The organism is Mesorhizobium carmichaelinearum (genome assembly GCF_900199455.1).
Classification (GTDB): Bacteria; Pseudomonadota; Alphaproteobacteria; order Rhizobiales; family Rhizobiaceae; genus Mesorhizobium; species Mesorhizobium carmichaelinearum.
Genome location: NZ_FZQR01000005.1, coordinates 144,839 through 161,175, shown reverse-complemented (window position 1 = coordinate 161,175; position 16,337 = coordinate 144,839). Strand labels below are relative to the sequence as shown.

Annotated in this window: 14 protein-coding genes and 1 pseudogene; 7 read left to right on the top strand and 8 right to left on the bottom strand. The window is 62.9% G+C overall.

Annotated elements, in window-relative coordinates; translation table 11 throughout:
- From CKW40_RS13725 to CKW40_RS13715, 3 genes are read right to left on the bottom strand one after another with little or no spacing between them, the layout of a single operon-like run.
- Positions 1 to 1,650 (bottom strand): ABC transporter substrate-binding protein, encoded by a 1,650-nt coding sequence (locus tag CKW40_RS13725; RefSeq protein WP_095200444.1) that lies wholly within the window; start codon positions 1,648 to 1,650, stop codon positions 1 to 3.
- 45 nt (positions 1,651 to 1,695) lie between these two features.
- A complete protein-coding gene (locus CKW40_RS13720) occupies positions 1,696 to 2,469 on the bottom strand; it encodes a DUF427 domain-containing protein (RefSeq protein ID WP_095200443.1) in 774 nt (257 codons plus the stop codon).
- Between the two features lie 12 nt (positions 2,470 to 2,481).
- Positions 2,482 to 3,834: an LLM class flavin-dependent oxidoreductase gene (locus CKW40_RS13715; protein ID WP_179297958.1), complete on the bottom strand. Its 1,353-nt coding sequence runs from the start codon at positions 3,832 to 3,834 to the stop codon at positions 2,482 to 2,484.
- A gap of 194 nt (positions 3,835 to 4,028) precedes the next feature.
- Here CKW40_RS13715 and CKW40_RS13710 point away from each other — a divergent pair, with 194 nt between their 5' ends.
- A complete protein-coding gene (locus CKW40_RS13710; protein ID WP_095200441.1) occupies positions 4,029 to 5,840 on the top strand; it encodes a dipeptide ABC transporter ATP-binding protein in 1,812 nt (603 codons plus the stop codon).
- A 179-nt stretch (positions 5,841 to 6,019) separates the two neighbouring features.
- On the top strand, positions 6,020 to 6,973 hold the full coding sequence (locus CKW40_RS13705; RefSeq protein WP_095200440.1) for a helix-turn-helix domain-containing protein: 954 nt from the start codon (positions 6,020 to 6,022) through the stop codon (positions 6,971 to 6,973).
- A gap of 157 nt (positions 6,974 to 7,130) precedes the next feature.
- On the opposite strand, the gene CKW40_RS13700 is transcribed toward CKW40_RS13705, so the two are convergent.
- Genes CKW40_RS13700 through CKW40_RS13690 form a run of 3 tightly spaced genes read right to left on the bottom strand, consistent with a single transcriptional unit; the run spans position 7,131 to position 9,040 of the window.
- The gene (locus CKW40_RS13700; protein WP_095200439.1) at positions 7,131 to 7,976 is read right to left on the bottom strand and encodes a class I SAM-dependent methyltransferase; all 846 of its coding nucleotides are present in this window, start codon (positions 7,974 to 7,976) and stop codon (positions 7,131 to 7,133) included.
- Between the two features lie 51 nt (positions 7,977 to 8,027).
- The gene (locus CKW40_RS13695) at positions 8,028 to 8,327 is read right to left on the bottom strand and encodes a hypothetical protein (protein ID WP_095200438.1); all 300 of its coding nucleotides are present in this window, start codon (positions 8,325 to 8,327) and stop codon (positions 8,028 to 8,030) included.
- A gap of 47 nt (positions 8,328 to 8,374) precedes the next feature.
- The gene (locus CKW40_RS13690) at positions 8,375 to 9,040 is read right to left on the bottom strand and encodes a LysE family transporter (RefSeq protein WP_179297957.1); all 666 of its coding nucleotides are present in this window, start codon (positions 9,038 to 9,040) and stop codon (positions 8,375 to 8,377) included.
- 341 nt (positions 9,041 to 9,381) lie between these two features.
- On the opposite strand from CKW40_RS13690, the gene CKW40_RS13685 reads away from it, so the two are divergent.
- Positions 9,382 to 11,139 (top strand): winged helix-turn-helix domain-containing protein, encoded by a 1,758-nt coding sequence (locus CKW40_RS13685; RefSeq protein ID WP_095200436.1) that lies wholly within the window; start codon positions 9,382 to 9,384, stop codon positions 11,137 to 11,139.
- Between the two features lie 1,110 nt (positions 11,140 to 12,249).
- Here the strand turns inward: CKW40_RS13685 and CKW40_RS13675 are convergent.
- Positions 12,250 to 12,585 carry a DOPA 4,5-dioxygenase family protein gene (locus tag CKW40_RS13675; RefSeq protein ID WP_244571178.1) on the bottom strand — a complete coding sequence of 112 codons (336 nt, stop codon included), beginning with the start codon at positions 12,583 to 12,585 and terminating at the stop codon, positions 12,250 to 12,252.
- Here CKW40_RS13675 and CKW40_RS13670 point away from each other — a divergent pair.
- The 4 genes and pseudogenes from CKW40_RS13670 to CKW40_RS13655 all read left to right on the top strand — a co-directional run.
- Positions 12,533 to 13,084: pseudogene (locus CKW40_RS13670) on the top strand (integrase core domain-containing protein); the annotation flags it as partial. The gene CKW40_RS13675 and the pseudogene CKW40_RS13670 sit on opposite strands and share 53 nt — an antisense overlap.
- Positions 13,085 to 13,546: 462 nt before the next feature.
- A complete protein-coding gene (locus CKW40_RS13665) occupies positions 13,547 to 14,020 on the top strand; it encodes a hypothetical protein (protein WP_095200434.1) in 474 nt (157 codons plus the stop codon).
- Between the two features lie 94 nt (positions 14,021 to 14,114).
- Complete coding sequence (locus CKW40_RS13660; RefSeq protein ID WP_095200433.1) at positions 14,115 to 14,948, top strand: SPFH domain-containing protein; 834 nt, start codon at positions 14,115 to 14,117, stop codon at positions 14,946 to 14,948.
- Positions 14,945 to 15,481: a hypothetical protein gene (locus tag CKW40_RS13655; protein ID WP_095200432.1), complete on the top strand. Its 537-nt coding sequence runs from the start codon at positions 14,945 to 14,947 to the stop codon at positions 15,479 to 15,481. Before CKW40_RS13660 ends, CKW40_RS13655 begins: the two co-directional genes overlap by 4 nt.
- A 99-nt stretch (positions 15,482 to 15,580) precedes the next feature.
- On the opposite strand, the gene CKW40_RS13650 is transcribed toward CKW40_RS13655, so the two are convergent.
- Positions 15,581 to 16,300, bottom strand: coding sequence for a class I SAM-dependent methyltransferase (locus CKW40_RS13650; protein WP_179297956.1), 720 nt, complete (start codon positions 16,298 to 16,300; stop codon positions 15,581 to 15,583).
- Positions 16,301 to 16,337: the final 37 nt, after the last annotated feature.

Sequence of the window (16,337 nt, the reverse complement as noted above, 5' to 3'; positions counted from 1 at the left end):
TCACACGAACGACACCTTGTCGAGCAGCAGATGCGAGATGGCGGTGAAGCGCACGCCCTCGACCTTCGAGGAAACGATGCGGCTGTATTGCGAGAAGTAGCTGATGATCAGCGGCGTCTCGTCGAGCAGCAGCGTCTGGATCTTGCCGGCGGCAAGCCGTTGCGCCTGCAGGTCGCGCGCCTTGCCGTAGTCGAGCAGCAGCGCGTCATAGTCCGGGTTGTTGAAATGCGCCGCATTCCAGGCGCCCGAGCTCTTCAGCGTCGCGTTGAGGAAGATGTCGGGCGTGCCGCGATGGCCGAAATCGGTGATGCCGAGATTGGAATCCAGCCATGGCGAGCTGCCGAACGTCGCCGAGCCGTAATAGGCATCCTGCGGCAGCACGTTGAGCTTGATGTCGATGCCGGCCTTCTTGGCGAAGTTCTGGATGATCACGGCATAGTCGGGAATGTCGTAGGCACGTTCGGTGGTCAGCGTCACCTCGAAGCCGTTGGGCACGCCGGCCTCGCCGAGCAGGCGCTTGGCCTCTGCGATGTCCTGCTTGCGCTGCGGTACCGCCGGATCGGCCGACGGGAAGATCGGCGCGAACGGCGTGTCGTTGCCGACGATGGCACGACCCTTCAGCAGGCCCTTGACCACGGCCTCGCGATCGATGGTCAGCGCCAGAGCGCGGCGCACGCGCTTGTCGGTGAACGGCGCCTGGTCGGTTCTGAGATGCGCCGGATCATGCGAGCTGGCCTGCACGCTGAGCAGCTTGAAGTTGGGATTGCCCTCGATCGCCAGTTCCAACCGCGTGGTGCTGGGGATGACGTCGAGCTGGCCGGCCTGCAATGCCAGCACCTGCGCCTGCTCGTCGTCGAAGAACTTGATCTCGACCCGGTCGGGCAGCGCCTTGTCGCCCCAATAATCCGGGTTGCGCACGAAGCTGGCGCCTTGCTTGGGGCGGAAGGATTCCAGCTTGAACGGGCCGGTGCCGTTGAAGTTCTTCTCGAAGTCGCCGGCATAGTCGGCCGGCACGATGACGGCGTTGTAGACGTCGGACGAGACATAGAACGGGAAGTTGCTGTTCGACTGGTCGAGATCGAAGGCAACGGTCTCGTCGTCGACGATCTTGGCGCCACCCTTGGAGAGGATGCCCTTGTAGGCCGACAGAGCGGACGAGCCGCTGGCCGGATCGACCAGCCGCTCGAAGCTCGCCACCACGTCCTTGGCCGTGACGGTGCGGCCGTCATGGAACTTCACGCCGGGCCTGAGCTTGAACGTCCAGCGCTTGGCCGTCTCGTCGGCTTCCCAGGACACGGCAAGCTTCGGCTGCAGCCCGTCCTTGGGATCGTCGAGGATCAGATATTCGCCGACCTGGCTGATCACGCCGATGCTGGCAGGATCGGTGATGGTGACGGGATCGATGGCCTTGGTCGGCTGGCCGAGCCCGACGCGGACCGTGCCGCCGGTGGTCGCCGCGCGTGCGCCTGATGTAAACGGCCCCTGCGAGGCGGCAAAGCCGGTGAGGCCGAGCAGTGCCGCGTATTTCAGGAGATCGCGGCGCTTGAGGAAGCCCTGCGCATATTCATCCACGGCGACATTCCAGATGTCGCCATTGGTGCCGCGCGTCGACTGGTTGCGCAAAAGATCGATGTCGGAACGTTTCGTCATTGTCAGTCTCTCATGAACTGGAGGATGGGGAGAAAAAGGCCGCCGTCAGGCCGGCTGGCCGTCGAGATGGATGCGGTCGACCGCTTGCGGATAGAAGGCGATCAGTCCTTTGATTTTCGGCATTTCGTCGATCGGGTCGCGGTAGCTCCAGGCAATGTCGGGACGGATCGAACCGTCCTTCAGCAGACCCGACCAGTAGGAGGCGATGCCCTTGTAGGGACATCGCGTCGTCGAATTGGACACCGTCAGCCGCTCCAGTCGGACATCTTCCGGAGGCAGGTAGAAACGCGTCGGCAGATGGGTCTCGAACAGCAGCACCGGGCGGTGGCTGTCGGCGATGATCTCGCCGTCGAACCAGACCTGGACATGGCTGGAGCTGTGCAGCACGTCGATGCGCGCATAGGGATCGCGGGCGTGGACGAAGACCTCCTCTTCCTCCTCAAACCATTGGTCCACCGCCTTCCAGGTGAAGGCAATGCGGCCGGCGAGCGGCGCCAAATTTTCATCCGGCGGTGCTGTGAACGACCACGCCGCATTGGCGGCGCGCCTGTCGCCGCTATCGATGTCCCAGTAGGCGGTTTCGCCGCCAACCGCATGCGGCTCGCGATGCAGCGACGGTTTCAGCACCGATGGGTCGACCGAGGACGGCGGGAAGAAATAGATCGGCAGGAAATGGTTGGAGCGCAGCACCAGCACATTGCGGCTGTCGGCGATGGTGCGGCCGCCGAATTTGACGCGGATGCGCTTAGGGCTGTGCAGGACATTGACGAGACGCGGAGCGGTGGCTTCGCGGGGCTGAAGGTTTGGCGCGGCGGTCATGGCTGTTTCCCCTCAGGACACGGCGCGCGCATTGGCGCGCTGCTCGGCGAAGCGGTTGGCGGGACGGGCGAGGCCGAAGCGGTCGCGCAACGTGCCCGGCGCATACTCGGTTGGCACCAGGCCGCGCCGCTGCAATTCCGGCACCACCTGCTCGGCGAAATTCACCCAGTCCTCGGGCAGCAGCGGGAACATCAGGTTGAAGCCGTCGGCCGCACCCGCGACGAACCAGTCTTCGAGCTGGTCGGCGATCTGCTTCGGCGTGCCGGCGACCGTCGGCACCGAGCCGCTGTTGGCGAGCTTGCGGGCGATGTCGCGCAGGCTGAGGTTCTGCTTCGACCATTGCTTGACGCGGTTGAGGGAGGTGCGTCCGCCATTGAAGGTGCTCTCGTCCGGTAGCGGCGGCAGCGGGCCATCAGGCGGATAGGCCGAGAGGTCGATGCCGCTCCAGCTCGACAACAGGTCGATGCCGACCTGGTCGGGAAGCAGGCTCTGCAGATACTCCTGCTTGTCGCGACCTTCAGCCTCCGAAGCGGCGACGATTGGCAGGATGCCGGGCAGGATCTTGAAGCTCTCCGGCCGCCTGCCATGGCGGGCCAGCCGCTCATTGATGTCCTGGCGGTATTTGATGCCGTCTTCCCTGGTGCTGTAGATGGCGAAATGCGCATCGGCATGGGCGGTGGCGAAATTCTTGCCGTCCTCGGACGAGCCGGCCTGGACGATCAACGGATGGCCCTGCGGCGGCCGCAACACGTTGAGCGGCCCGCGCACCTTGAAATGCTTGCCCTTGTGGTCGATCGGATGGACCTTGTCGGGGTCGGCGAAGTAGCCCGTCTCCTTGTCGATGAGGAGCGACTCGTCTTCCCAGCTGTCCCACAGCGCCTTGACGATATCGAGGAATTCGCCGGCCCGCTCATAGCGGAAGGCGTGTTCGATATTGCCGTCGCGGCCGAAATTGCGCGCTTCCTCGTCCATCGCCGAAGTGACGACGTTCCATGACGCCCTGCCCTTGCTTATATGGTCGAGCGAGGCAAACAGGCGCGCGACATTGTAGGGCTCGCTGTAGGAGCTCGACGCCGTGGTGATCAGGCCGATATGTTTGGTCACGCCGGCCAGCGCCGATAAGAGCGTCAGCGGCTCGAGCCGGGCATTGGCGTAGTGCGCGACGCCACTTTTGACCGAATCCCAGATCGACACGTGGTCGGCGACGAAGATGGTGTCGATCCTGGCCCGTTCGGCCGCCTGCACCAGCTCGCGATAATAGTCGAAATCGAGCACTTCACGGCCCGGCGCACGGGGGTGGCGCCATGCCATGCGATGGTCGCCCTGCGGGTTGAAGAAGAACGCGCTGAGGATCATGTGCGACATCTCGATTCCTTCCCTGCGGATGCGGAAAATCGCCGGCGCGGCAGCCTGTGGCCGTGCCCCGAAAATCTTCCAGTCAGCGAAAGTTAGATTGCGCTCGAGCTTAATTCGAGTAATTTTATAGAGATTGTTCCCTATGAAAGCGGAAGCGATTGCCCCTGATCGCGGCGCGCGCAGAAAGTGGTTTCCGGTCCTCCATGTCTTCGGTTTTAAATGTCGAGCACCTCTCCGTTTCCTATGCCGGAGCCAGGCGCATCCACCGCGCGGTCGATGACATATCGCTTGAGATCGGCCAGGGCCAAGCGCTCGGGCTGGTCGGCGAGTCCGGGTCGGGCAAGAGCTCGGTGGCGCTGGCGGTGCTGCGCTATCTGCCCAAACACGCCCGCGTGGAAGCCGCGCAACTGGCCTTCGAAAATCGCGAGATCCGCGACCTCTCGACCAACGAGCTGCGCCGGCTGCGCGGCGACCGCATCGCCGCCGTCTACCAGCATCCGGGCTCGGCGCTGAACCCGAGCATGACCATTGGCGGCCAGATCACCGAGACCATCCTGCGCCATCGCCCGATGCATCATGACGATGCGCTTAGCCGCGCGGCCCAGCTGCTCGGCCGCGTCCGCGTCGCCAACCCCGAGCGGGTGCTGCGGCTTTATCCGCACGAGCTGTCGGGCGGCATGCAGCAGCGCGCCAACATCGCCATTGCGATTGCCCTCGACCCGTCGCTGCTGGTGATGGACGAGCCGACCACGGCGCTCGACGCCAGCGTCCAGTCCGAGATCATCGCCATCCTCGACGATCTGCGCCGCGAGCACCGTACCTCGATCCTTTTGATCAGCCACGACATCAATCTGATCCGCCGCTCCTGCGACCGGGTCTCGGTGATGCAGGCGGGCTCGATTGTCGAAACCGGTGCCGCAGGCGAGGTCTTCGACAATCCGCGTCACGCCTACACAAAGGCGCTGGTCGCCGCCATTCCGACGCTCAACCGCACCAAGCGCGACGGCAGGTTGGCCGAGGATGCCAGCCCCATCGACCTCGCTTCGGATGCACCAGCCGAAGAACGACAGGACAATGCCCTGCCCGCGTCGCAGCGCGAAATCGCCGTCTCGTGCCGGGGCATCAAACAATCCTTCGGTGGCCAGCCTGTGCTGCACGGCATCGATCTCGACATCGCCAGCGGCGAGACCTTTGGGCTGATCGGCGAGTCCGGTTCCGGCAAGTCGACATTGGCCCGCATCGTCACCGGCCTGCAGCCGCCGACGGCGGGTACTGTCGAACTGTTCGGCAAGACCGTGGCGCCGCTGGTCGAGCGGCGCCAGGCGAGCGAGCGGCGTGACGTGCAGATGGTGTTCCAGTCGCCCGACCGCACGCTCAACCCGCGCCAGCGCATCAGCCGCATCCTTGGCCGCCCGCTGCGCCGGCTGGCCGGCCTGCCGCGCCGCGCCGTACCGCAGCGCGTCGGCGACCTCCTTGCCTCGGTCCGCCTCGCTCGCAGCACGGCGGAACAAAAGCCTGGCACGCTCTCAGGCGGCCAGCGCCAGCGCACGGCGATTGCGCGGGCCTTCGCCGGCCTGCCGCGGCTGGTCGTGCTGGACGAGCCGACTTCGGCGCTCGACGTCTCGGTGCAGGCAACCGTGCTCAACCTGCTCAACGATTTGCAGAAGAAAGAGGACACCGCCTACCTCTTCATCAGCCATGATCTCAGGGTGGTGCGCTACATGGCCGACCGCATCGGCGTGCTCTATCGCGGCCGGCTGGTCGAGACCGGTTCCTCCGACCAGATCTTTGCCGGCCCCAACCATCCCTACACGCAGATGCTGCTGGAGGCGTCTTCCAATGATGGGCAGGCGACGACCATGGCCGAAGCGCAAGCCGCCATCGAAGCCGGCCCTGGCGGCTGCGCCTTCGCCGGCCGCTGTCTCTTGGCCGATGCCGGTTGCCATGCCGCCGAACCAGCCGCTCGCGAAGTCGAAGCAGGCCATTTCATCGCCTGCTGGAAAAGTGCCGGCTGATCGAGCCTATCCGCCAGCACGACATTCCAGCCTATCCGCCCTGCCCTGTCCGGTCGGATACTTCTCTGCCGTTGCGGCAGAGATAATTATCATGTTAAGTTCTTGATCGTTGCATCGGGGCATAAGCCCGCGCCACAATCCCGCGCCAAGACGGGAAGGCTTGTTTGGAGGAGGAACACATGCACGCTGCCGCCCACCATGTGAGCGTCGCCGATGGCGAGGCTTTCCTGTCGACATCGCGCCTGCTGTTCGGCCCGATCACCCAGCGCTTCCCGCGCGGCACGGTGCCGTCGATCCCGCAGCTGGTGTCGGTCAATCTCGGCGCTTGCCGGCTCTCCGAGATCAAGGCCAATTCGCATCTGGTGGTCAACGACCGGCTGTTCTGGCGCAGCTTCGATCCCGACGCGATCAAGATCCTGATGCAGATCAGAGGCCGCAGCCGCTTCGAGCAGCAGCAGGTCGCCGTCGATCTCGGCCCGCAATCGGCGATCATCTATGACCCCGTGCGCAGCTATTCGCTGCAGAACCTCAGCGACGTCGACCAGTTGATCCTGCAGGTGCCGCGCTCGACCTTCGGCGACGACACGCTCGCCCGCCTCTCGGCACCCTTGCCGCTGCCCGGCAAGGAAGACAGCCTGACCCACATCGTCTCCGGCCTGATGCAGATGGCGATCGGCGAGGCGCACAGGCTCGACGAGGCCGGCAGCCGGCGCGTCGGCGACAGCCTGATCCAGCTCGTCAACGGCCTGATCCAGGCGAAGCCGATGGCGCCGGAATTCCGCCGCTCGCCGCTTGAGGCGCTGCGTGAGCGCATCGTCGCCTATATCGACGCCAACCTGGCGCGCAGCAGCCTCTCGGCCGAGGACATAGCCCGCCACATGGGCTGCTCGCGCCGCTATTTGCACCGCGCCTTCGAAGGCGAAGGCGCGACGCTCGAACGCTTCGTCTGGGATCGCCGCCTGGAGCGCAGCAAGGAGGAATTATTGTCCCCCGCCCGGGCCGCGGCCTCGATCTCCGAAATCGCCTTCGCCTGCGGCTTCAATTCCAGCGCGCATTTCTCCCGCGCCTTCAAGAGCCGCTATGATGTGGCGCCGCGGGAACTGCGCGAGCGATTAAGGGCGGTGGTGCATTAGGGGCGAATGCGACTCTGAATGACGGAGCTTGAGCCGAGGTCGTCCTTTGCAGACCAATGCTGGATCGCTGCTTTTGCGTCATATCACGGCCGCTGGGGTCAACTTCGCCTGCTCACCGAATCGACCTTGCCACTAGTGGTGAGCGACGAAGATTGCCTTAGCACTTCGACACGATACCCAGACTGAGAACCCACATTTCGCGATAGCAGAAGTCGAGGTTGGAAATCAGGCGCTCCGGCTCTTCGCCGATCGCCTTCCATTGGTGATGATCCGCTTCTGGCAAGTCGCACGTTCGAGCGAGCCCGGATAAGAATTCGAGATTGTTGCGGATGTATTCGCGCTCCACGGGCCTGAGTGGCTGACGCCGCTCTGCCAGCGTTGTGAGGGCAGTGACGTTCTTGAGGCCCGCCGTTCGAAACCAGGCTGACAAGCGAGTTCCCCTCATGGCGCCGGATATCTGTACATCATCCGATAGTGCATCGAGCAGGCGCCACGTCAGTTTGGGATCCTGTGGCTGATACTGCCAAACCGAGATATCGACCTCCTTCACGGCAACAAGCCCACCCGGTTTTACGACGCGGCAGAACTCTTTGATCGCTTGGGTGAGATCTTCATCACTCAGATATTGGGTGGCGTTCGCGCTCCAAACGGCATCGAACGTGCCCGTCTCATATGGCAGCGCGGTGATGTCACCGGTTCGCGTACCTATCGGACAGGCAAGCTGCTGGCTTGCAATCAAACCTTCGATTGCCTCGACATTTTCCTGCGCCAAATCGAGCGCCTCGATATGTCCCTCTGCGCCCAGTAATTCCGCCATCAAAGGCAGGAAGACCCCATTCCCCGCACCCGCGTCAAGCACTGACCAGCCCGGTCGAATGCCGGCGGCGCGAAGAGTGGCGTCATACTCGTCCTTTAGCGCCAGATAGTGGACGTCGAGATGCGCGCCGGCGCTGAGCTTGTGCCCGGTCGATGTGATCTGTTCGGAAGGTGAGGCGTTGTTCATTTTGTCCACCAGCTCTTGGATCCAAATGGCGGCAATCCGACTTGGGTTTCTTCAACACCTGTCTCGGCGATGCAGCTGGCCTGGGCGGAGTTGGTGAAAGAGCGTGCCGCTTCGGGCGGTGACGTCTGCTTGAAAAGGAGACAACGCGCTGCACCGCAGGCCGGCATCGGCCGTGTCGGCTGGTCCGGCTTGCGCGGCTATGTTGGCCGCCCCGGCGCCACCATCCGTGTCGCCATCCATTGGCGCCCCGGCGAGGAATGGATGGAGTTCGGGGACGCCGTCAAAGGTACAGCGCTCGACGTCATAGTCGATGCGGCTGATGGTGCCTCTGAACTCGGTGAACCGCTTCATATCGGATCTCCTTTGAAGGTAGCTGCGAAGGTTCGGCGGAGGCAGGCTTACGGGCTTATGCAGCCGCCGAAGGAACCTCGACGCTCATTGGGCAACGAGCCCGGCCGCCATGTCAGCGCGACGGCGGAGAGGATCAGGCCGGAAATCAGATCGAAGAGGCGCAGACTGGCGCGGCTGCGCAGAAGCGAGGCCATCATGCCGCCGCCGAGCGAATAGCCGTAGCAACACAGCGCCGCCATCAGGATAAGCGCCATGACGAATTCGAGCCGTGCGCCACCCGCCGCGAAGGACTGGCCGAGCGCGGCCGGCACGAGCAGCAATTCGACATAGGTCAGCGGATTCATCCACACCACGCCCATGACGCGGGCGAGGCACGAGCGGCCGGTCTCGGCCCTACCGGAGCGATCCTCAATACGGCCGGCGACCGATGCGGCACGAAAGGATTGCAGCGCAAACCATGCGAGGGCCACCAGACCGATCCAGGAAAGGACCGCCCTGAACGCCGGGTCGACACTGGCGATCGATCCGCCGAGCAAATAAGAGGCGGCGATCAGGGCGACATAGGTTCCCCAGACAAGGCTGGCGACGAACATCACCCGTCCGCGCAACAGGCCTTCCCTGATCATCATCAAATTGTTCGGCCCGACCGAGGCCATTGAGGCCATGCCGAGCGCGAGCCCGGTCTGGAATCCTCCCGCGGCGACAATGCTCATGGTGTTTCCTCCAGAGGTACGACGGCCGTTTTGGCCAACTTGCCCATCCCGGTGGGCGACAAAAAGGATGGTGCCGAGCATCGTCGTGGCGCCGGGCGCGACCCAGAGCCTCTGACTCAAACGCGGCAAGGCGATCTGATTTGAGCGATCCTGTGCCCGGACACTCGTCGGCCCCGGTCGAGCATCGGCGTGAGCGCGCGAGACATGTCCGTCGTCCGTTCCACCACGCGTTACTTGCCACTTTCGTCGTTGAGTGCGACATTACACTGTCCGAGGAGTAAGTCCGGAGATAAGCCTGAAAGACCGCTGAAGAAGTCCTGAAAAAGCGAGGGGCAATTGGGATGACGGCCGGGCCGATCTACCGCTTCGCCGGCTTCAGCCTCGACACCGGCGCCTGCCTGCTGCGCAATGGTTCGGGGGAAATCGCCCTACGGCCGAAATCGTTCGATCTGCTGAGTTACCTGATCCGCAACGCCGGCCGCGTCGTGCCGAAGGCTGAGCTGATGGACGCCGTCTGGCCGAATGTCACCGTGACCGACGATTCCCTCACCCAATGCATCTCCGACATCCGACGCGCGCTCGAGGATGCAAATCATGTGCTCCTGCGCACCGTTTCGCGGCGCGGCTACCTGCTTTCGGGCGAAGCGATCGAGGGCAACGATTCAGCTTCGACGCTCGCATCGAAATCGGGAAGCGCGCAAGGCGGCGGCGATGTCGCGGGTTGGGGGCTGGGTATCGCTGCTTGGCCGGTGGATGACGCGATGCCGAACGAAACGGCGGACGGCCGACGACTGCTGCACGCGCTCGTGACGGAAAGCCTGTCGGCCGATCCGCTCGATGATCTCTATGCCGATCCATTGACAGGCATGGAGCGGACCGCCAATCCCCCGCCGCAGCCAAGCCCGACGCGCAGCTCGGGCCGTACGCGAGCCGCGATAGCGATCCTGCCCTTCTCCGCCGATGTGGAGCTTTCGGTAACGGCGGACGGCGTGACGCGGGACGTGGTTCGAGCCCTTTCGCGTTCGCGCGGCCTTTTTGTCATTGCGGCGAACTCCACCAGCGTCCTGCGCAGCCAAGGGGTGGAGGCACGCGATTCTGGAAGGCTTCTCAAGGTCGATTATGTCTGCTCGGGCAGTATATCGGCGACAGCGTCCGACCTTCGGCTGGACGTCGAGTTGATCACGGCGGCCGAAGGGCGCGTGCTTTGGTCGGAGGGGTGGAGATTTCCAGCCACGGATGCGGTCTCGGCCGGCGAGGCGATCGCAGCGGAATGCACCCAAGCCATCGCGGCCCATGTCGACCTGAACGAGCGACATCTGGCAATTCGAAAGCATGCCGGCGAGCTCGATGCCTGGGAGGCCTATCATCGCGGCCTTTGGCATATGCACCGTTTCACCCAGGCAGATAACATCGCCGCACAGCGTCTGTTTGATCTCTCCATCCGACTCGATCCAAGCTTCTCTCAACCGTATGCCAGCCTTTCCTTCACCCACTGGATGAGTGCCTTCATGCTGACGCCCGGCTCGGAAGACGAGGAGGCGGGCCTTGCCTTCGACACTGCCGCGCGAGGCGTAGCGACGGACGCTTTTGACCCTGCCGCCCAAGCGGCGCTAGGTCGGGCATTGTGGATCAAAGGCGCCCCCGATGAAGCGGTTGCGGCCCTCGACACGTCGGTCCGACTTAGCCCGAATTTCGCTTTTGGGCATTATTCAATGGACTTTATCCAGTCTTTTAGCGGTGATCCGCAAGATGGCATCGACGCCATTGATCGTGCCAGGGAGCTGTCGCCCTTCGACCCGTTTCTTTGCGCCATGCATGTCGCCCGCGCCGCGGCGCTCCTGCGGTTGGGCCGAACAAAGGAAGCCGCGGCGTGGGGGGTCCGGGCCGCGCGGCAGCCGAACGCTCATGCCCACATTCAGCGATTGGGTGCCATATGCCTGGCAAGCGCGGGAAAATCCGACGAGGCAAACTCCTTGGCCCGATATGTCTCGGCTCGGTCGCCGGGCAATGGCGGCGAACATTTCTTTCGTTCTTTGCGACTTGGCCGCTCGGATGAGGCACTCATTCGGCGCCTCGCCCGTCAATGCAATCTGGACTGAATGGAATAGGTTCATCTCCGAATGATCAACAGCTCCGACGACTTTAACTCAGGTTGGACGTCCGAAATAGCGAGTTGAGGTCAGAACTGATCTGCCGCTCCGCCGACTCCCCCTCGACACGATCAGGAAAGGTGGCCGGGCTTTTACACACTTCGCTTCAATTTAACGTTGTAGGCTTCCAGAATCGACAACAACCTCAGAATGTCAGCTCGCTTGAACACCGTTGTATTTATGAACACGCTGCTATGGAGGCCATTAATGCTTGATAATCTCAATCGCCGCCAGCTGCGGAAGACATCTGACCGCCGTTGAACGCCCGACTCGAAGGCTGCCGAAGTAACGCCGCTCAAAGAAATTTGCGCGCGGCCAAACAATGTGCGGTAGATCAAACGTCCGCCCCTAACTTGGATCCGAAGGCCGAGAGCCAAAGCCACGCCAAAATCAATAGCGTGGCTGGGTAAAGAAGGGGAAGAAGCCCGGTCCTGTGAGACAAGACATTGTAACCATAGAGCAGTACGAGCGGCCCCAAAAGCACACCTACAATGACGTACCCAAACGTGGTCGCCCTTATTTCAATTTCGTCCATAGACCATCAACTCGAACAATTTTTTAGATGTTCTGAGTGTAGAATGAGCTCCTCGATTCATCATTCGTAACCCGGAAACCAGTTACCGGCAACATGGCTACTGCTCTGTACACGCAATTGTCGCCGCAATTCAGAATTTTCTCATTACATGCGTTGTGCCATTCTGGTTAACAATGTCTGAGTATCCCGTTCGCTCAGTGACATACACCATCTTGGAGCTTGAGCGCCCTCATCGAGCTGCAGCCGACCGTCTCCGGTGCAGCGGGAGGACCGAGCGACAGCTTGTTTAAGAAGACGCTCGCGGTCGGTCGCTGAGCGTGATTCAGTGTGCGAAAAGATCCGGAGGCGATGGGTGCGGAGCGACGGCGATCAGTGCGATGAGTTGTTCAGGTAGTTGACCTGGGGGTCTCACGCCCGGCGGCTAATGGCGCAACCACGACTGTTGGTGCGCCGCTGGAATGTAGGCGAACAGGACATGGCAGGGTCAATCTCAACGTCCGACATGGGGGCCGGGCCACGCCGGTCTACGCCGGCAGCGACGGCTCGGTGTTAACCTCCAGCGCCTCTTCCGCCTCGTGATCGTCCGGAAGGACATCGCCGTGCACACCCAGCGGCCGGCCGATCCAGACCGGATCGACCAGATGGTCGCGCTTGGGGTTCTCCGTATTCGGGTGGATGAGGATGCTGAGGCCGCCATGGTTCAGCATCAGCCACGGAACGAGCGTGCCAAAAATCTCGTTGGCGAAGGAGACCTGGTACATGGGCTGGTCATGCGGGCCGACCTGTTTGTCGTGCCAATTGCCCAGGCGCACACGGAACCGCTCGCCGATGCGCAGCCGCAGCCATTCGGCGCGCTTCATCAAGCTCGGTATCACGCTGGAGCGGATTGCGCCCGGCAAGCCGCAGCAGAACGGACGCCATGAGCGCTTTCATCTGACCATGCTGCCGATGGCTAAGGAACCCGCGGCCGACAGAACAGCCCAGGGCCAAGCCTTCGAGGCCTTCCGGCGCAGCTACAATGAGGAACGCCCGCATGAGGCACTCGCCATGGACACCCCAGCCCAGCATTACCGCCCCTCACGGCGCGCCATGCCAAGAACGCCGCCCGAGCCCGATTATCCGGACGAGGCGGCGGTGCGCCGTGTGCGCCACAATGGCGAGATCAAGTGGAATGGCGGCTTCGTCTATGTCTCGCAAACACTGGCCGGCGAAGCGGTCGCCGCCGCAGAGACCGAAGACGGCGAATGGATGCTCAGCTTCCATGCTCATCCGCTCGGCATCATCGACACCAGGCGCATGAAGCTTGTCCGTCGCAGCGCCGCGCCAACCAAACCGCTTGGCGCTGCGACGGACGCATAGGGGGAGAACTGTTACCCATGTATCCGGTTTAAAGTGTTACCCATCTATCGGCTGGACACCGCGAAGCGGACGGAGAGGGGGCTGGCGCTGCCCTATGTGACAGCCCCCTGCCCCGACCCGGGAGAACGCGTCTTGCTGTCAGAGACGGCGCCCCATCAGGAACACCAGCAACGCCCGCGACCATATTCGCTCTCGATAATGTGTATGGCTGCCCTTTGAGACTTCCCTTATCAACGACGCAGCTTTTGCCCATCCATGGTTCCCGGACAGCCCCGTTCGGGAAAGAAATGTGTTTGACGCGTTAACTGGGAGGGAAGTCGACAGGCGCCGCCATTGATCCGCTGAACAGCGGAAGGTGGATCATTCGTGCCTGAGGACGAGCGTGCGGCGCCAAAGGCGCGCTGGACGGGCGGAACATATCAATCCTGCAATCAACGCGGACCACGGAACGGGGCTGGTCGAATGTCGTTTTTTGTCTTTGCACTCATCTTCGCATTCATCCTCTGGCGCCAGCTGGGCAAGAGCCGGCGCCCGGAAAAGGGCGTGCCGTCGGGCGCTTCGCCGCTGACCGCGTCCACCGACGACGATCAGGTCGAGGACATCGCCACCGATGTTGCCGGGCTGGTGTCGAGCTTCCTTGGCCAGAACAGCAAGGACCTGATCGAGCAGGCCGTCGGCCGGGCCATGCAGGACTCTGGGATCAGGACCGACCGCAGGTCCACCGAGGCGATAGAGCCGATCAGGAAAGCAGTCTCGTCAAAGACGACGGCATCGCAGCCGCGTGAAAAACAGCGGGCAAAATATCTGCTCGATGGCGACGGCGGCTACCGCCAGCGCACCGACCGCACCGCACGGCTGCAGCAGGCCTTTGGCGGCAAGGGCCTCTGTTCGCCCAGTCATTCAGGGCCGGCGAAAGCGCGGCAGACAAATCGCTGAGCGGGCTGGTGGGGCCATCCGGCTCCGCCTGGCCGCAAGTCAACAGGATCGGGCACGCGCAGGGCGTGCCGGTACATCAGGAGGGGAATTCACTATGGCAATCACCAGACAGGTCATCACGTCGCTGCAGCGCGACGGCACGGACGCGCTCGGCACCAGGACCGTGGCGATGAAGATCGTCGACGAGAGCATCGTCTCGGGCTCGCTGCTGACGGTCGAAAGCAACCATTTCTGCATCCTGAAGTCGCGCGGCGCGGTGCTCAACGTCTACGAGACCGGCCAATATGCGCTGCAGACGCCGGACAAGCCGCTGGTCGGGTCGGTCGTCCAGGGCTTCTTCGGCGGCTCCTCGCCCTGGGTCTACGAGGTCATCTACATCAATCGTTCCAAGCTGCTGGTTCGCAACGAGGGCGTCGCCACCAGCGCCGAGATGGCGGAGATGTCCTATGTCGTCGACTACTACATCCACATCGACAGCAAGGAAGCGGCGCTCGATCTCATCACCCACATGCCGTTCGCCGGTGCCGTGATCGACACCAAGGAAATCGCCGACTATGCCGGTCCGGCCATCGAGCAGGCGATCAACCAGATCATCCAGATCACCAAGATGGAGAACGTCAACGAGCGCATCAGCGACGTGCGCGAGGCGGTGAAGGCGCATCTCACCGATTTCCTCAAGGTCTACGGCATTATGCTCAACGACCTCAAGGTGCTGATCATGCCGCGCGACGAGCGCATGCGCGAGCTGATCTCGCTGCAGGCGATAGGGCTCACCCCCATCGAGTCGGTCCGCTATTATCTGGCCTTGCGCATGGCCGACAAAGGCCTGGTTTCGGCGCCCAATGCCGCCGCCGGCGTGCCCTTCCACATCGGCGGCCAGCCGACGGGCTTCTATCCCCTGGGCGATGAGGTGGGCGCGACAAGATGAGCCGCTTCTACGAAGCCGGCCCGCTCGCCAGGGTCGGGATCAACCTGTTCTACGGCTATGGCTACAATTTCTACCGCCAGGAAAACCAGCTGCGCGCCGACGACCAGCGCGTGCGCCAGATGGCCTGCTCGCTGCTCAACCGCGCCCGGGCGGGCCTCGACGACGCCGAGGCCCGCTACCGCCGCGAGAACATCCCGCCGCCGACCCGCGCCAACCCCTTCCCCGACGCGACGATCGTCGCCAACGCCCAGGCGCTCGAGCGCCTGGGCCGCGAGGTCGGCGCGCTGGAAGGCCTGATCCGCCACCAGCCGGTGCCGGAAAACGACCGCATGACCCAGCGCTACCGCCAGGAAGCCGCCACGCTCGCCGCGCTGGCGGAGAAGGATGCGGTGCTGGTCGGCCAGGCGGAGCTGCTGCGCTCGATGCTGGAAGGTGTGGCGGGGGATGCGATCCTGGCGGGTAAGCGCGAGATCGAGGAGGGGATTGCGGCGATTGCGGCTACGTTGCGGGAGAGGCAGACGTTTTTGTTGTGAGGCACTCGAAACGGCACCGTCCGGATCGAAACAGCAACACCTCGCCAAGGCGAGTTCGACTACCTGCCGTTGCCGGTCGGGATTTCATTCCTCGACCCTTCAACCCGGAATCAAGCCGTAGGCGAGGTCCATCTTCCTCGTGTTTGTCTTGAAGCGCGAGCTGTCGACCAGCAGGCGCTTGCCCCAGCTATCTTCTCGCCTCATATGGAAGCCTGTATCCCGCAAAATCGCAAAGAGACATTCCCTGTTCGGCACCCAGAAGTTGGTGATGTCGTTGGCGAGCGTGCCGGCTTCGTAATATCGCGCCACCGCCACGCCGGGCATCAGGTCCGGCTCGAACTGCGTTTCGACAAGCAGGCGGCTGCGGCACAGCCGCGCGACAATATCCAGAGCACGAATCATGTCAGGCAGGTGATAAAGAACGCCTAGAAACAGCACGAGATCGAAGTCGCCAATATCTGAGGCGGGTATGTCGTACAGGTTCATCTGCCTGTAATCGAACTCCAGGCCGGTGAGTCGCTCCATGGCCCCAAATCCGTGACCGTCCTTCGCTCGGTAGTCGACTGCCGTGACCCGGGCGCCACGACGCGCCATATTCATCGAAAAGAACCCGTCCGAAGGGCCGATATCCAACGCTCGCATGCCGGTCATGTCGGTCGGCAACTGCAGCTTTTCGAGCAGAAATTGAGGATCGTAGCTGCCTGGGGTCACCACGCCAGGGAACACTTCGAACCTGTGATGCCAGTGCGGCACTTGCGAGACGATCGCCTGGGCGCGCTCCCTTTCAGCCGAACTCGACGCTGGTGCTTGGTAGTGCATCTCTCTAATCTCCAACCAAAGTCCTGCGTCAATCAGG

Excerpts from the sequence above, each read along its gene's own strand:
- CKW40_RS13725 (WP_095200444.1), bottom strand. The coding sequence starts at position 1,650 with ATGACGAAACGTTCCGACATCGATCTTTTGCGCAACCAGTCGACGCGC.
- CKW40_RS13720 (WP_095200443.1), bottom strand. The coding sequence starts at position 2,469 with ATGACCGCCGCGCCAAACCTTCAGCCCCGCGAAGCCACCGCTCCGCGT.
- CKW40_RS13715 (WP_179297958.1), bottom strand. The coding sequence starts at position 3,834 with ATGTCGCACATGATCCTCAGCGCGTTCTTCTTCAACCCGCAGGGCGAC.
- CKW40_RS13710 (WP_095200441.1), top strand. The coding sequence starts at position 4,029 with ATGTCTTCGGTTTTAAATGTCGAGCACCTCTCCGTTTCCTATGCCGGA.
- CKW40_RS13705 (WP_095200440.1), top strand. The coding sequence starts at position 6,020 with ATGCACGCTGCCGCCCACCATGTGAGCGTCGCCGATGGCGAGGCTTTC.
- CKW40_RS13700 (WP_095200439.1), bottom strand. The coding sequence starts at position 7,976 with ATGAACAACGCCTCACCTTCCGAACAGATCACATCGACCGGGCACAAG.
- CKW40_RS13695 (WP_095200438.1), bottom strand. The coding sequence starts at position 8,327 with ATGAAGCGGTTCACCGAGTTCAGAGGCACCATCAGCCGCATCGACTAT.
- CKW40_RS13690 (WP_179297957.1), bottom strand. The coding sequence starts at position 9,040 with ATGAGCATTGTCGCCGCGGGAGGATTCCAGACCGGGCTCGCGCTCGGC.
- CKW40_RS13685 (WP_095200436.1), top strand. The coding sequence starts at position 9,382 with ATGACGGCCGGGCCGATCTACCGCTTCGCCGGCTTCAGCCTCGACACC.
- CKW40_RS13675 (WP_244571178.1), bottom strand. The coding sequence starts at position 12,585 with ATGAAGCGCGCCGAATGGCTGCGGCTGCGCATCGGCGAGCGGTTCCGT.
- CKW40_RS13665 (WP_095200434.1), top strand. The coding sequence starts at position 13,547 with ATGTCGTTTTTTGTCTTTGCACTCATCTTCGCATTCATCCTCTGGCGC.
- CKW40_RS13660 (WP_095200433.1), top strand. The coding sequence starts at position 14,115 with ATGGCAATCACCAGACAGGTCATCACGTCGCTGCAGCGCGACGGCACG.
- CKW40_RS13655 (WP_095200432.1), top strand. The coding sequence starts at position 14,945 with ATGAGCCGCTTCTACGAAGCCGGCCCGCTCGCCAGGGTCGGGATCAAC.
- CKW40_RS13650 (WP_179297956.1), bottom strand. The coding sequence starts at position 16,300 with ATGCACTACCAAGCACCAGCGTCGAGTTCGGCTGAAAGGGAGCGCGCC.